This window comes from Labilithrix luteola, assembly GCF_001263205.1.
Taxonomy (GTDB): domain Bacteria; phylum Myxococcota_A; class Polyangia; order Polyangiales; family Polyangiaceae; genus Labilithrix; species Labilithrix luteola.
The window spans coordinates 10,995,852-11,010,157 of the sequence record NZ_CP012333.1 but is presented as its reverse complement, the minus strand read 5'-3'; the positions used below and the strand labels follow the sequence as shown (position 1 = coordinate 11,010,157).

The following is a 14,306-nucleotide window of genomic DNA, read 5'->3' as shown; positions in this document are numbered from 1 at the left end:
GAAACGGGACGAATCGACACCGAACGCGCGAGCGTAGGTCATTGCTGACCTGCGTTTTCGCGCGTTTTGTGCCACGATCGGCAGACCGTGCTCCATACAGACAACGTGCTTCGCGCCATCACGGACGACGGAGCTTTTCGCGTCATCGCCGCCGATACGACCGCCACGGTCCGGCAGGCGCTCGAGGTCCAGCATGCCGAAACGCTCGACCTCAAGAGGACCTTCGCCGACCTCCTGACCGGCGCCATTCTCGTCCGAGAGAGCATGGCCCCCGACTACCGGCTGCAGGCCATCCTGCAGGGGGACAACCCCAAGGCCCGCATGGTCGCGGACACGCATGCCGATGGCTCGGCGCGAGGGCTGATCCAGGTCCCCTCGGACCTGAAGGAGATGCCGCTGGGTGAGCGCGGGCTCCTCCAGATCGCGCGCACGCTGCACAACGGTTCGCTGCACCAAGGCGTCGTCCGCGTGCCGCCCGGCGCGAAGGGCATGTCGTCGGCCTTCATGGCCTACATGCAGGAATCCGAGCAGACCCTGACGATGATCGCCATCGGCTGCCACTTCGCGAACGGCTCGGTCGCCGCCGCGGGCGGGTACATGGTCCAGCTTCTTCCCGAGGTCGCCGAGGGCCCGCTCATGGTCATGACCGAGCGCCTGAAGGACTTCGAGGACATCGTTCCGCTGCTTGCGCGCGGCGCGGCGTCGCCCGAGGAGCTCCTCAAGGAGACGCTCTACGGCATGCCGTATACGAAGGTCGGCGACCGCGAGGTGAAGTTCGCCTGCCAGTGCAGCGCCGACCGCCTTGCGATCAGCCTCGCGTCGCTGCCCCGCAACGACATCGAGTCGCTGATGGAAGACGGTAAGCCCCTCGAGATCGAGTGTGACTACTGCCGCAAGAAGTACGAGTTCACGGTCCAGCAGCTTCGCAGCCTGCTCGACAAGAACTGACCGACAGTGAGCCGGCGGGTACCCCAGAACCGACCGACAGTGAGCCGGCGGGTACCCCAGAACCGACCGACTGAGCCGGCGGGTACCCCAGAACCGACCGACAGTGAGCCGGCGGGTACCCCAGAACCGACCGACAGTGAGCCGGCGTCACCGGCTGGCCACGTCGGTCACGCGAATGTCAAAAAATGTGAACGCCTAAAGGCCTAGGATTCACGGGCGGTTACACCTGTTTGGTGGTGCGTTGCTGTAAGCGATAGGGTTGCATTGTCCTACAGTGGAGCTAGAGCGAGGGCCAGCCATGAAGCTCTCCCTTACGCGGACCCCCCTGCTGCTCCTCCTCGCCGCCTGCGCCGCGAGCGCTACAGCCTGCACCGCGGACGCGTCGGATGACGGCGCTGCAGTTGGCGACGAAGAAGACCTCACCAGTCTGACCGCGCGCGCCCGCAGGCTCGACTTCGCCGGGTACGTCTACGTGGCCGAAGGCACCTCGGATTACGCGATCGTCAGCGAGGTGAAGCGCCAGACGCAATCGGCGTTCGGAGCGCTCCGCGAGGGCAACGTCGGCGTGAACAGCCGCGAGCTCAAAGACGTCAACCCCGCGACGTTCCTCAAGACGCCCGTGACCGTGGTCGACCCGGCGAACCCGGGCGCGACGACGAAGATGGTCAAGGTGGCGTACACCTTCACGGACAACGCGGTCGTTCCGGTGCCGATGGCGACGCGCTCGGCCATCTCGCTCGGCCTGCTCGGCAGGAACTACCAGTCCCAGTCGGACCGCATCCTTCGCGAGTGCACCACGGGCGACGCGCACGCGCGCGAGTTCCAGAGCTCGATTTGGTACGTCTTCGACCCGGCGCTCTCGTCGTGCAAGACGGCAATGGCCACCGAGCAGCAGAAGATCGACGCGGATCGTCACGGCCTCGCCGAAGGCCAGGTTCCCCTCAGCGAAGTGAACCGGCTCTACATCCCGATGACCGCCAACCTCAAGACGACCTCGGCGTCGACGGCGACGAAGTACCCCGAGTACGACCGCCTCTACGCGGGCGGCGTCGAGCCCGGCAAGCTCGTCATCGGCATGGTCAGCGGCATGATGGCCGACTGGGCCGCCGGTGAACGCCACGAGGTCTACGAGGACCAGGGCTACGAGATGTGGTACGGCGGCCTCCGCGAGATCTTCAAGGCGCGTCCGAACTTCAAGCTCGCGAGCGTCGAGGGGGTCGCCAACCCGCTGTCGTACTCGGTCGGCGGAACGTCGGTGACGTTCGCGTCGTTCGACGACATGGTTGCGTTCGAGCTCGACAACAAGAACCCGGCGGGCGTGACCTACGCGAACCGCAACGAGCTCCGAAAGCAGATCGCGACCACGCTCGTGAAGCGCTGGATCACGTTCGAGGTGCCGGTGCAGGTGAAGATCGGTGCGACCACGAAGCCGCTCACGATCAAGCTCCAGTCGTACTTCGGCGCGGAGACGGACGCGACGCCGCACAAGCGTGGCATCAAGACGAGCGACATCTTCGTCTACAACGGCCACTCGTACATCGGTTACGGGCCGCTCGATCCGAGCCGCTTCACCACGGCGGACTTCCCGGCGAGCTACCAAGTGCTCATGATCAACGGGTGCGTCTCGTACAACTACTACGAGAAGGACTACATCCCGCTGAAGGCCGGGGGCACGAAGAACCTCGACCTCGTGACCAACGGCCTCGAGAGCTGGGTCAACGAGAGCGGTGAAGCGATGGGTCGCTTCGTGGGCTCGTTCATCGACGGCAAGATCAACAGCTACAACCAGATCCTCAAGAACTCGCAGTTCACGTACTTCGGCTACGATTGGGGCATGGACGCCCTCCGCGTCGTCGATGGCGAGCTCGACAACAAGTACAAGCCGACGAAGACCCCGATCTCGCTGCAGTGAGGTAGCCGCTGCTACGGACGTTCCTGGCCGCCACGCTCGATCCCGGATTCCTTGCCGAAGCGGGGGCACTCCTCGCTCGGCTGCGGGATCGCGATGGGATCGACGCGCGCTGGGTGGGGCTCGAAACGATGCACGTCACGCTGCGCTTCTTCGGCGATACCGAAGAGGCGCGCGTGCCTGCCATGATCGAGGCCGTCAAGGCGCTGGGGCAGGGCAGGGCCGCGCCTCCCGTGCGTGCGGCGAAGCTCGAAGGCTATCCCGAACTGCGGCGGGCGCGGGTCGTCGTGATCGACCTCGAAGACCCGTCGGGTGTGCTCGGCGAAATGGCACGACTCGGTGAACGAGCGGCCGTCGCGGCCGGCTTTCCGCCCGAGGCTCGCCCGTGGACGGCGCATCTCACGCTCGGTCGCTCGCGCCGCGTGCCGATCGATTTGCGACACGCGGCGAGGCGACCTTTCGAGCCGTGGTGGGGCCACGCGACGTCGGTGACGCTCTATTCGAGCGAGACCGCGCGCGAAGGCGCCAAGCACACGCCGCTCGTCACCGTTCCGTTTTGATCACTTGCAGAACGTGCCGTAAAGCGCGTCGCACGTCGCGTCACTGCCGCTCGCTGCGGCCTGCTCGCAGGTCGACTTCATGTCTGCGTCCGAGACGCCGGCGCAGCACGTCGACAAGTCCGCGCACGTCTTGCCCGAACCCGTCCCCGAGTCGACGTCGGGCTTCATGCAGTCGGGGATCGTGCACTTCTGGGCGCAGGTCCCGATCTTCTGCGCGCACGTCGTACAGGCCTGCGAGGGCGCCGGGCACTTCTGGTAGCAGGCGGTGTCGTTGCAGTCGCAGGCGTTGAAGCAGCGGATGTACTCGCCACAGGCGCCGCTGAACGATCCGCTCTTGTAGTTGTCGCCGTAGCACTCCTTGTACGTGGAATCGCAGTTCGTCTCGATGCAGCTCGAATAAGTCTCGAGCTCCTGCTTCGTGCACTTCGACTCGCCGCCGCTGCCGTCGCCGCCGTTGCAGTCCTTGATGCCGCTGCCCGAACCGTTGCCGTTACCCGAGCCGTTGCCGTTGCCGGTACCGGTGCCCGTGCCGTCGCCCGTCCCCGACGTGTTGTTGCTCGAGTCGCTGCTCGAGCACGCGGCCAGAGCCATCGTGGCGGCTGCGGCGACGACGACGAACGAGAAGGCGATGCGAGTACGAATCATGAAGGCATTCTCCAGTGGTTCTGGGTCGATGAAGAGGCTTGCTACGAGCACCGAGCTCAGCCGGCGCCCTCACCGTCGGTCATCCCGTCGAAGGGGCCGCTGCGTGATGGCGCTGGTTGGACGGAGCGTTCGGAGGCTCGATGTGTCACCCATCGGGGGGACAGACAGCCGGCCGTTGACACCCCCTATCAGAATGCGGCAACCAAGGGATAGGCTTCGATGTCTCTCCAAACTCGACAGTTCGATCTCGCCCACGTACCGCAGGACGTTTTCGGCATTTGCGACAAGCTCGCGGCCGCCGGGAAGCGCGCGTGGATCGTGGGCGGCTGTGTTCGTGACTCTTTGCTCGGCAAGGCGGTGGCCGACTGGGACGTCGCGACGGACGCGCTTCCGAACGAGCTCATGAAGATCTTCCCGCGCGCGATCCCCACGGGGCTCCAACACGGCACGGTCACGCTCGTCGTCCGAGGTCACCACTACGAGATCACGACGCTGCGCGGGGAGACCACCTACTCGGATGGCCGCCGCCCCGACGCGGTGCACTTCGTCGACGACATTGCCGCCGACCTCGCACGTCGCGACTTCACGATCAACGCCATCGCCGTCGATCCGCGAACCGGTACGGTCATCGATCCGTTCGGGGGCCAGACCGATCTCGACGCCAAGATCGTGCGGGCCGTGGGCATCGCGAGAGAGCGCTTCTCGGAAGACGGTCTCCGTGTCCTCCGCGCGGCGCGCTTCAGTGCCACCCTCGAGTTCGAGCTCGATCCCGACACCTTCGCCGCCATCGAGCCCACGCTCGACACGTATCGCAAGGTGAGCGCCGAGCGCGTGCGCGACGAATGGGTCAAGACGATGAAGGCCAAGAAGCCTTCGCGCGCCTTCGAGGTCATGCGCAAGTCCGGCATCCTGGCCGTGACGTGCCCCGAGCTGCTCGAGGGCGTGGACGTCGAACAGAACAAGTGGCACTCGCTCGACGTTTGGAACCACGGCATGGCTTGCATGGATGCCTGCGTGGGCGACCCCATCTTGCGCATCTCTGCGCTCCTCCACGACGTCGGCAAGCCGCGCACGCGCGCGTTCAGCGAGAAGACGCAGGATTACACCTTCTACGATCACGACAAGGTGGGCGCGGAGATCGCCTTCCCGATCGCGAACCGCCTGCGTTTCTCGAACGACGAGCGCGATCGCATCGTCTCGCTCGTGCGCAACCACCTCTTCCACTACGACAACTGGTCCGACGCCGCCGTGCGTCGCTGGATCAAGCGCGTCGGCAAGGAGCGCGTGGAAGATCTCTACGCGCTGAACGAAGCCGACCTGCGCGGCAAGGGGCCGATCTTCAAGGAGACCGACCTCGCCGCGCTGCAGCTCCTTCGCGGACACGTGGAGAAGGTGCTCGCCGAAGGTGCGGCGCTCTCCACGCGCGACCTGGCCGTCGACGGCAACGACCTCATGAAGGAGCTCGGCCTCGAGCGCGGGCGGATCATCGGCGACACGCTCAATGCGCTCCTCGAGATCGTCATCGGCGATCCCGCCGCCAACGAGCGAGGCGTGCTCCTCCAGCAGGCCCGCGAGATCGTCCAGAAGCTCCGTTCGTAGGCGGAGCCACGCGGGAAACCGCGTAATGCACCCGGGGCCGTGCTCGTGATAGCGTCGCTCGCGTGACGCGACTCGCGAAAGCCCGCTCGACTGCGCTGGCCCGGGGCCTGAGTTGTCTCGTGAGTCTCGCAGGTCTTGCGCCGGCGACCGCACTCGCTCAGTCGCCGCCCGCAGCGCCCGAAAAGCTCACGGTCGGCGACTGGCAGCTGTCGCCGCTCCTCGAGATTCGGACGCGCGGAGAGTACCGCCGCGATGCCCCCGACCTCGGGGGCTTCGACCTCGTCGGGAACCTGTCGTCACGCGTGCGGGATGCCTGGGTCGTGTCCGAGCGATCACGGCTCGGCCTCGGCGCTGACCGTGGTGCACTGCGCATCCAGCTCACCCTCCAAGACGCGCGCGCACTCGGTTCACCCACGCCGACGGCCACGCTCACGCCGCGTCGTGACGTTTCTCTCTTCGGGCCCTACGAAGCCTATGCCGAGGTGCATGGCACCGGCGCACGTCCGAACTACCTGAAGCTCGGGCGTCAGGCGATCGTCTGGGGTGAGGGGCGCCTCCTCGGCAACGCCGATTTCTCGCCGACGGGGCGCTGGCTCGACGCCGTTCGCGCTCACGCCGCCCTCGGAAACTTCGACGTCGAGGCGCTCGCCGCGCTGCTCGAAGTTCCTTCGCCGCTCGGCACGCCGTTCGGCGAAACGTCGGGCCCGCAGCGTTCGGGCGTGCAGCTGTACGGCGTCTTGGGGCGCTGGACGGTCGATCCGCTGCTCGTCGTCGAGCTCTACGCGTTCGCGCGGATCGCACGTTCGAACGGCGCCGACCTCGACGGTTCGCGCTTCGCGCTCGCCAGGCTCTCGGGCGAGACGTACACGGGCGCGTTGCGCGTGTCCGGTGACTCGCGAGGCTGGACCTACGGCATCGAAGGCGCCTACCAGCTCGGCAACGCGAACGCGCTCGCCGTCGGGGGGCAGAAGGTCAACGCGTACGCCGCCGCGGGACACGTCTCGAAGACCTTGCCCGACGTCGCGCTCACGCCCACGTTTCGTATCGCCGGGTCGTATGCCTCGGGCGACGACGGCTCGGGCACGTACCACCAGTTCGATCCCCTTCTTCCCGATCCCCAGCGGTTCCACGGGCAGATGGACCTCTTCGCCTGGTCGAACCTGATCGACGCGAGTGCGCGCGTCCAGATCGTGCCTGCGACGGATACGACGTTCGCGCTCGAGTACCGCTACGCGCAGCTCGCCCAAGCCTCGGGTGAGTGGATTGGCAGCTATCTGAACGGCATCGGTCGCGCCGCACCTTCACCGGCCTTCATCGCCGCGGGGTACACCCCGAACACCGGCTCGCCGAGTGCCGAGCTCGGACACGAGATCGATGCCGCCTTCACGTGGCGCCCCCTCGTGCCGCTCGAGGTGCGGGTGGGCTGGTCCGGCCTGTTCCTCGGCGACGGAGCGAAGGGGATCATGTCCTCGCAGGCCCGGGGCGCCACGCAACCGAATGGCACGGTGGCCGCTCCTTCGTTCGCGCAGTACGCCTATGCCCAGGCGAGCGTCGCGCTGCCCTGACGGCTGGCGAGGGAGGCTCAGCCGCCCCAGCGGCGCTTTCGGCCGACGTCCGCGTGGACGAACCAGTCGGATGGAAGGAGGTACGTCCCGACTCCGCCTCCCCAGCCGAGATCGCGGATCTCCTTTTCGAGAACGCGAGGATGCACGCCGCGCTCGGCGTCGAAGGGGACGATGCGGAAGTCGACGGCGTGGCCGAGCGAGTGCTGGCTGTGCGACGCAACGTGACGCCCTTTCTTGCGCATCATCTCGTTGAGCTTGGGGCTCCGAAAGCCGCTCACCAGCTCGAATCGCGCCCCGGGATGCTTGCGAGCGAGGGCACGGAGCAGCTCGAGGAGGCGGGGATCGAAGGCGATGCGTTCGCCCGTCACGCGGTCGGCGAGGAGCGACGAAAAGCGGTCCGCCGTAGGCGAATGATCGTCGAGCGGGACGCGCTCGTCCGTGTGCGTTTGAACGAGGGTGGAAAGGAGCGGGGCGTCGACCGCTGCCACGTCCGCCTTCTTGCTAGGCAGTCCGCTCTTGGCCGCCCAAGCGTCCGAAACGTCGGCGCCGAGCGGCGTGGTGACGAACGACGCGGCGAGGGCGGCGACCATCGCGGCGACCACCGCGGTAACCATGCGTGTACCCAGGGAACGAGACCTTGCCACGTCGGGCCCGAATGCTAGCGGAAGCGCTTGACGGGGGCACCCCGCCCGATGGACGCTCGGGCAATTCCATGGCGGAAGTGCGGTCGGATGCAGAGCTTTTGCGCGCGATGGCCGGCGGCGACGCCGGGGCCGTCGGCGAGCTCTACGATCGTCACGCAGCGACGCTCTTTCCGATCGCGCTCCGGGTGCTCCGTGATCGGAGCGCGGCGGAAGACGTCCTCCACGACGCGTTCGTCGCCGTGCACGAGCGCGCCGCGCAGTACGTACCCGAACGCGGTGCGGTGATCGCCTGGCTGGTCACCCTCGTTCGCAATCTCAGCATCGACCGCACGCGCCGTCGCGAGAGGCGCGGGGAGCTCGCGCGCGACGTGCTCGCCAACGAGCCGCCGCCTTCTGCGCGTGATCCCGAACGAGAGACCGTGGAGGCTGAAGGGCGCGCGAAGATCCGCCGTGCCCTCGCGACGCTGCCGGAGGCGCAGCGCCACACGCTCGAGGTCGCTTTCTTCGAGGGGCTTTCGTACCCGGAGATCGCCGAGCGCGAAAACGTGCCGGTCGGCACCGTCAAGTCCCGCGCTGCGCGGGCACTCTCGGCGCTGCGAGATGCACTGACGAGAGAGGGAATCGTGATCGACGCCTTTTCGAACGGGAAGATCGGAGTACGCAGTTCATGAACATCGAGCTCGACGAAGGCGCGCTGACCAAGCGGGCGTCGGCAGGCCCCTCGCTCTACTTCACGTCGGCGATGCCGAAGTCGGGCGTCAAAGCGGTTCTCGGCATCCTGCACGGCTACGCGGATTACGGCGCCCGCTACGCCCACGTGATGGGGGCGCTCGCGGAGCATGGCATCGGCTCGGTCACGATCGACATGCGCGGGCACGGACGTGCGGGCGGAACGCGCGGCTACTGCAACCGCTTCGACGAGTTTCTCGACGACGCGCGCGAGCTGAAGTCCCTCGTCCGCGATCGCGCCAAGGGAGCCCCCACGTTCCTCTTCGGTCACAGCTTCGGCGGTCTCGTCGCGACGATGAGTGCGCTCGCCGAGCCGGCGCCGTGGAACGGATTGATCCTCTCGGCGCCGTTCTTCGGGCTCGCACTCGAAGTGCCCCGCGTGAAGATTCTCGCGGGCAAGGTCGCCTCACGGCTCTATCCCAAGCTCGGGCTGCCGAGCGGGCTCGCGGGCAAGGATCTCACGCACGACGTCGAGCGCGCCAACGCGTACGACGGCGACCCGCTCGTTTTTCCGAACGCGACGGCACGCTGGTTCACCGAGGCCGTCGCCGCGCAAGAGCGCGCACTCGCGACGATTCCGCGTCTGACGATGCCGCTCTACATGGTCTTCGGCACGGCCGACAAGGTCGCGAGCTTCAGCCAGGGCAAGCGCCTGTTCGACGCCGCGGGAAGCAAGGACAAGACGTTCGATCCCCGCGAGGGCCTCTTCCACGAAGTGCTCAACGAGCCGTCATGGAAGGAAATCGTCGACCCGATGGCGCGTTGGATGCTCGCTCACGTTTGAGTGCATCGAGCTCCAGCTGAAGTTTCTCGAGAAACGTCGGGTGTGAGTTCGACCGACGTGTTGCAAAACCAACAGCCACGTTATCGGCGCGACGCCGAGAGGGATTCCCTCGGGAAAATACTGGGCTCGTGAGGCTGCGCATGGCATCTTCCCGGTGATCGAGAGTCGCGCTTGGCGCGGCGTGGGGGGCAGACGCACACATCAACACGAACGGCACCCGTCGGTTGATCGCGACGCAGCAACCCACGAGGGAACATGTCCACCACGGCAGACAACGTCACGAGCGGGGGCGGGGACAACGAATACGCTGAGGAGCTTCTCACCAAGATTGCCGACGTCCTGCTGATCGTCGCAGGAATCGGTGATGGCGACTACGCCACCCGCCTGAGCAGCGACCTGCCACCCGATCACCCGCTCTCGTCGCTGTTCCAGGGGCTCAACTCGATGATGGACTCGCTCGAGTCCGAACGTCGGAAGAGCGAGTCGTACCGGCGTGACCTGGAAGACAAGATCGAGACGATCGACACCCAGAAGTCCGCGATTCGAGAGCTCTCGACGCCGATCATCGAGGTCTGGAGCGGGGTCCTCTGTCTCCCCATCGTCGGTGTGCTCGACAGCACGCGCGCCGGGGAAATGACCGAGTCTCTCCTCACCGCCATCGTCTCGCGCAAGGCGCGCGTTGCGATCATCGACATCACCGGCATCCAGGTGATGGATACCGGAACGGCCGACCACTTCCTGCGCATGGCGCGCTCGGTGAAGCTTCTCGGCGCCCAGTGCATGCTGACGGGGATCAACCCCGCGATCGCCCAGACCATCGTGCACATGGGCGTGGACCTCAGCGATCTTCTCACCGTGCGCTCGCTCCGCAATGCGCTGCAGATGTTCGTCGGACGCACCGACGGTACGCTGGCTCACTGAACGACGAGACGACGGCGCCGGCACGCTCGTGTGCCGGCGCGTCCCTGGCGTTCAGCGACGCGCGCCGCTCTCTTCGAGCGAGTACTTCTTCATGCGATAGATCAGCGTCTGGCGGCTGATCGAGAGGAAGCGCGCCGCGCGCGAGACGTTGCCGTCGCACTGCGACAGCGCCTGGCGCAGGATCTCGCGCTCGAGCGCGCCGAGCGAGACGCCCGTCGGCGGTAGCGCAATGCGCACGTCGTCACCCGAGCCTTCGACGTTCATCGTCGGCGAGCCGGAGCTGGACGTCGTGAAATGCTCGGGACGAACGGCATCGTCGTTCTGGAGAAGAACGACGCGCTCGATCTGGTTGCGTAGCTCGCGCACGTTGCCGGGCCAGCGGTAGTCGAGCATCCAGCGCTCGGCCTGCGACGTCAGCGCACGCGTCGGCGTGCCGTATTCGCGGCAGTAGCTGGTGAGGAATGCGCGCGCGAGGATGAGCACGTCCCGACCACGCTCGCGCAACGGCGGGATCGTGACCGTCACGACGTTGAGTCGGTGGAAGAGGTCTTCGCGGAACGTGCCGTCGCGAACCAAGCGCTCGAGCGGCTGGTGCGTCGCGGCGATGATCTGCACGTCGACGGCCGTTGCACGGCGAGCTCCGATGCGGCGAACCTTCTTCTCCTCGATCGCCGTGAGAAGCTTGGCTTGCAGATCGAGCGGCAGCGAGCTGATCTCGTCGAGGAACAGTGTTCCGCCGTCGGCCGTCTCGAAGAGGCCGGCGCGCGAGGTCTTCGCGTCGGTGAAGCTCCCGCGCTCGTGGCCGAAGAGCTCGGCTTCGATGAGCGTGGCGGGAAGGGCGGCGCAGTTGACCTCCACGAACGGGCGGTTCCGACGCGCGCCGTTGTAATGGATGCACTTGGCGACGAAGCCCTTGCCCGTGCCCGTCTCGCCGCCAAGGAAGATCGTCGGGGTTGCGCCGCGCTGCGTGCGCGCGCAGACCTGACGGAGCGTGGCGACGACGCGGTGGATGGCGGGCGATTCGCCGAGCACGCTGTCCCAGCCGGAATCGGGACGCTCCTTCGCGCGCAAGTACTGGAGCTGGCGATCTCCGGTGCGCGTTCCGAGCAGCGCGCCGATGGCGGAGAGGAGCTCCGGCGGGTCGACGAGCGCGTCCTCGATGTATTCGGCGGCGCCTAGCTCGAAGGCATCGCCCGCGTTCGCGACGTCACCATCTTTGCCGACGACGATGAGCGGGATCCCGGCATCGACCGCGCGCAATTGGTCGATGAACCCACGGGCGGTCGAGTCGGCGATCGGCAAGAGGAGGACCGCCACGCGCGCGCTGGCCTCGCGTGCGAGTTTACGGATCCCCTCGACGCCCGATTCTGCATTGGAGAGCGCGTAGCCTCGCTGCGCGAGCGCGGATCGAAGCTCGCGCGCGGTCTCGCTCGACTCTCCAATGAAAAGAATGTTCGCACGCGTGCTGCGCGCGGTCTGTTCTCCCCTGAAGTCCGAACCTGAGGTTAATTCCACCAAGGGGCAACGTTACGCAGTTGCCCGAGGCACGAACATCCTACCGCCGGAGGATGGCAGTCCTAAGTGCTTGAATTAACTTAGTTAGATTGAGTTCGAGACACACAAAACGCACGTCGCGCAGCCCCTGGAGAGGCTGCGCGACGCTAAGGGCAGGCCCTTAAGTCTCGTTCAGCGGCAGTAACCCATGTCGCGGTAGAAGCCAGCGAACGGCGTGCAGGTCGTGCCCGTCGCGCAATTGTCATCGCTCAGGCTGCAAAGCTTGATCTCGGGCTTGTCACCCGCGGGGCACTGGTTGCCGGTCACGCAGTGCGTTCCGCCGGCCTTGTACGCCGAGAGCGCGTTGCACGCGGCCGGGTAGTTCTTCTTGTCGGTGCCGATGTTCACCTTGTCCGTCGCCGCGGTGAACTGCGAGCCCGTATACATGCAGCAAACCTGGCCGGCGCCGCACTGGTTCTTGTCTGCGCACTGCCACTCGGAGCCCGGCTTCGCCGGATCTTCCGGCCAATCGAGCGAATTCTTGGTCGCGTAGTCCTGGCAGACCTTCCCGACCGCCGTACTGCTCTTGGTACCGGACGCGCAGTACGTCGCATAGTGCCCGCCGTCGGGGGCGTTCGCCGGATTGCAGCACGTCGTGTCGTTCGCGCAGTACGCGCCGCCGTCCGCCTGGAGGAAGCTGCAGCGGAACCCCTTCGTGGTGTCACGCAGCTTCGGCACGTTCGAGCAGTCCGCGCCCCCGTCGTCGCCGGTGCTGGCGTCGTCGTCGGGCGTCACGTCGCCGCCGTCGCCCTTGACGCTCCCGTCGCCCTTGTTCGGCGTCGCGCCGTCGGCCTTGGGGACCGTGGTCGTGGTCGTGCCGTTGTCCGTTCCGCACGCTGCAGCGAAGAGACCACCCGCCATGAGCGCGGTGCCGCAGACGAAGAATCCCAACTTACGCATATGCAGCTGCATCGAACGAGCTCCTTCGGAAGAAAGACCTGGCAAAGAGCGCAGAAATCACGCTCTTTTTGCGAGGCGGCTCTTCCTTAGCACGCGTCCGGCTACTGCGCCGCCCCTTCTCGAGGATCTTCTGCGTCGCGAAGGTTTCGTTTTGCGCTCGACGGCGTGCTGTCGGCCGATTCGTTGACCGAGTCACCGATCGCGTCGTGCGAAGCGTGACTGCGCGGCCAGACGAGAAGCGTGAAAATCGGCGGCAAACCGCGCTTTTCGCGACGCGCCGTCTCCCAGGTGACGATCCGATGACTGACGAGTGCCGCCGTCGTAGCGAGCGTCAGGCCTGCGCAAATGTCGATCAGGTAGTGCCAGCGCAGGAACATCGTCGCGCCGATGATCTGCGTCACCGCGAATGCGAGGGGCGGCCACGTGTAACGGAAGGGAAACGCCTTCCGATGCATGAAGGAGAAGAGCGCGAAATAGGTGGGCAACGCGGTGTGGAGGCTCGGGAAAATGTCCTTCTGCGAGCCGCCCGCGTCGACCGTCGCCTTCACGAGATGCCAGAAGAGGCCTCCCGTCAGCGGGTGTTGGAAGTGGCCTTCCAGATAGTGGTACGGGCCCCAGCCGGGCACGAGCATGTACGTGAAGTGCCCGATGCACACGACCATGAAGATGCCGAGCGAGAAGTGCGCGAGCCGAAATCGGTTCGACGCGTTCAACATCATCGGGAGGACGTGCGCGGTCAGCAGGAAGAAGTAGCCGAAGTAGAAGAACGCGAACCACTCGGTCGTGTGCGGCGTCACGTAGCGGTCCCACGCGAGCGCGGGCTCGACGCCGAAGATGCGGAGATCGAGCTCGACGAGCTTCCCGTCGACCGAGCCGGGCGCGACCGCCGGAAGGATGTGGCGCAGCTGGAAGTACGAGAGGAAGACCGGGAAAAAGAGCGAAAGCCGGTAGGTCAGCGCGTTCGCCAACGTGCCCTGGCGAAGAATGCTGCCGCGCGTGAGTGTGACGCCCGCGATGACGATCGCGAGGTCGATCAGAACCGTACGTGCGCAGGCCTCGCGGTTCGGCCCCGTGCCGAGCGCGAGCGCACAGAGCATCGCCACGAAGTAGCCGGCGACGAACAGATCCTGAAAGGCAACGTTCTCGATGACCCGTGAAAACAGACCCGCGCGCAGCGCGGCGATGCCGGACACTCCAGGGCGCGCGAGGATCCCGGAGATCGCGTCTTCGGCGTCTTCGGCGTGCACGGCGTCATTGACGTCGACAACGCCCGCGCTCGGGGCGGAGTGTGCCCGGGAGACCGGGGGCGAGACGGCTGCGAGTTGACGGGAGCGCCCCTGTCGCTCAGGTTCGAACATTCGCGTCATGCGGACCTGTCGCTTCCTTGCACGTTTCTCGCCACTTGCCAGCGCGAATGTGATGGGAATGGCGAGCGGGTACCAACTTCGCGGAACGAAGGTGACGAGCTCGCGACGAGCAGGCACTCAGTAGGCCGCGCGGTTGGTCTTCGTCAACCGTTCGCGGCGCGAAAAAAGGTTCGCGCCGCGA

Annotated in this window: 13 protein-coding genes; 8 read left to right on the top strand and 5 right to left on the bottom strand. The window is 66.3% G+C overall.

Annotation, left to right across the window (positions count from 1 at the left end):
• Positions 1-87: 87 nt before the first annotated feature.
• From AKJ09_RS47465 to thpR, 3 genes are all read left to right on the top strand, one after another.
• On the top strand, positions 88-948 hold the full coding sequence (locus AKJ09_RS47465) for an Hsp33 family molecular chaperone HslO (RefSeq protein WP_146654477.1): 861 nt from the start codon (positions 88-90) through the stop codon (positions 946-948).
• 298 nt (positions 949-1,246) lie between these two features.
• Positions 1,247-2,860 carry a hypothetical protein gene (locus AKJ09_RS47460; RefSeq protein WP_146654476.1) on the top strand — a complete coding sequence of 538 codons (1,614 nt, stop codon included), beginning with the start codon at positions 1,247-1,249 and terminating at the stop codon, positions 2,858-2,860.
• 8 nt (positions 2,861-2,868) lie between these two features.
• A complete protein-coding gene (gene thpR, locus AKJ09_RS47455) occupies positions 2,869-3,417 on the top strand; it encodes an RNA 2',3'-cyclic phosphodiesterase (RefSeq protein WP_146654475.1) in 549 nt (182 codons plus the stop codon).
• Here the strand turns inward: thpR and AKJ09_RS47450 are convergent, their stop codons facing one another.
• The gene (locus tag AKJ09_RS47450; RefSeq protein WP_146654474.1) at positions 3,418-4,062 is read right to left on the bottom strand and encodes a hypothetical protein; all 645 of its coding nucleotides are present in this window, start codon (positions 4,060-4,062) and stop codon (positions 3,418-3,420) included.
• 219 nt (positions 4,063-4,281) lie between these two features.
• On the opposite strand from AKJ09_RS47450, the gene AKJ09_RS47445 reads away from it, so the two are divergent.
• Both AKJ09_RS47445 and AKJ09_RS47440 read left to right on the top strand, forming a co-directional pair.
• The gene (locus tag AKJ09_RS47445; RefSeq protein ID WP_146654473.1) at positions 4,282-5,661 is read left to right on the top strand and encodes a CCA tRNA nucleotidyltransferase; all 1,380 of its coding nucleotides are present in this window, start codon (positions 4,282-4,284) and stop codon (positions 5,659-5,661) included.
• Between the two features lie 119 nt (positions 5,662-5,780).
• Positions 5,781-7,226 carry an alginate export family protein gene (locus tag AKJ09_RS47440; protein WP_169928522.1) on the top strand — a complete coding sequence of 482 codons (1,446 nt, stop codon included), beginning with the start codon at positions 5,781-5,783 and terminating at the stop codon, positions 7,224-7,226.
• A 17-nt stretch (positions 7,227-7,243) separates the two neighbouring features.
• Here AKJ09_RS47440 and AKJ09_RS47435 read toward each other — a convergent pair whose 3' ends face one another.
• Complete coding sequence (locus tag AKJ09_RS47435) at positions 7,244-7,870, bottom strand: YcbK family protein (protein ID WP_205633984.1); 627 nt, start codon at positions 7,868-7,870, stop codon at positions 7,244-7,246.
• Positions 7,871-7,938: 68 nt separating this feature from the next.
• Between AKJ09_RS47435 and AKJ09_RS47430 the strand changes: the two genes are divergently transcribed.
• The 3 genes from AKJ09_RS47430 (at position 7,939) to AKJ09_RS47420 (ending at position 10,304) form a co-directional block, all read left to right on the top strand.
• Entirely contained in the window at positions 7,939-8,541 is a 603-nt protein-coding gene (locus AKJ09_RS47430) for an RNA polymerase sigma factor (protein ID WP_169928521.1), read from the top strand.
• Complete coding sequence (locus AKJ09_RS47425; RefSeq protein ID WP_146654469.1) at positions 8,538-9,383, top strand: alpha/beta hydrolase; 846 nt, start codon at positions 8,538-8,540, stop codon at positions 9,381-9,383. Before AKJ09_RS47430 ends, AKJ09_RS47425 begins: the two co-directional genes overlap by 4 nt.
• Before the next feature lie 255 nt (positions 9,384-9,638).
• Positions 9,639-10,304 (top strand): STAS domain-containing protein, encoded by a 666-nt coding sequence (locus tag AKJ09_RS47420; protein ID WP_146654468.1) that lies wholly within the window; start codon positions 9,639-9,641, stop codon positions 10,302-10,304.
• Between the two features lie 51 nt (positions 10,305-10,355).
• On the opposite strand, the gene AKJ09_RS47415 is transcribed toward AKJ09_RS47420, so the two are convergent.
• From AKJ09_RS47415 to AKJ09_RS47405, 3 genes are all read right to left on the bottom strand, one after another.
• Complete coding sequence (locus tag AKJ09_RS47415) at positions 10,356-11,819, bottom strand: sigma-54-dependent transcriptional regulator (protein ID WP_146654467.1); 1,464 nt, start codon at positions 11,817-11,819, stop codon at positions 10,356-10,358.
• 171 nt (positions 11,820-11,990) lie between these two features.
• On the bottom strand, positions 11,991-12,770 hold the full coding sequence (locus AKJ09_RS47410) for a hypothetical protein (RefSeq protein ID WP_146654466.1): 780 nt from the start codon (positions 12,768-12,770) through the stop codon (positions 11,991-11,993).
• Positions 12,771-12,859: 89 nt separating this feature from the next.
• Positions 12,860-14,005: a phosphatase PAP2 family protein gene (locus AKJ09_RS47405; RefSeq protein WP_169928520.1), complete on the bottom strand. Its 1,146-nt coding sequence runs from the start codon at positions 14,003-14,005 to the stop codon at positions 12,860-12,862.
• Positions 14,006-14,306 lie beyond the last annotated feature (301 nt).

Excerpts from the sequence above, each read along its gene's own strand:
- AKJ09_RS47460 (WP_146654476.1), top strand. The coding sequence starts at position 1,247 with ATGAAGCTCTCCCTTACGCGGACCCCCCTGCTGCTCCTCCTCGCCGCC.
- AKJ09_RS47450 (WP_146654474.1), bottom strand. The coding sequence starts at position 4,062 with ATGATTCGTACTCGCATCGCCTTCTCGTTCGTCGTCGTCGCCGCAGCC.
- AKJ09_RS47445 (WP_146654473.1), top strand. The coding sequence starts at position 4,282 with ATGTCTCTCCAAACTCGACAGTTCGATCTCGCCCACGTACCGCAGGAC.
- AKJ09_RS47430 (WP_169928521.1), top strand. The coding sequence starts at position 7,939 with ATGGCGGAAGTGCGGTCGGATGCAGAGCTTTTGCGCGCGATGGCCGGC.
- AKJ09_RS47425 (WP_146654469.1), top strand. The coding sequence starts at position 8,538 with ATGAACATCGAGCTCGACGAAGGCGCGCTGACCAAGCGGGCGTCGGCA.
- AKJ09_RS47420 (WP_146654468.1), top strand. The coding sequence starts at position 9,639 with ATGTCCACCACGGCAGACAACGTCACGAGCGGGGGCGGGGACAACGAA.
- AKJ09_RS47410 (WP_146654466.1), bottom strand. The coding sequence starts at position 12,770 with ATGCAGCTGCATATGCGTAAGTTGGGATTCTTCGTCTGCGGCACCGCG.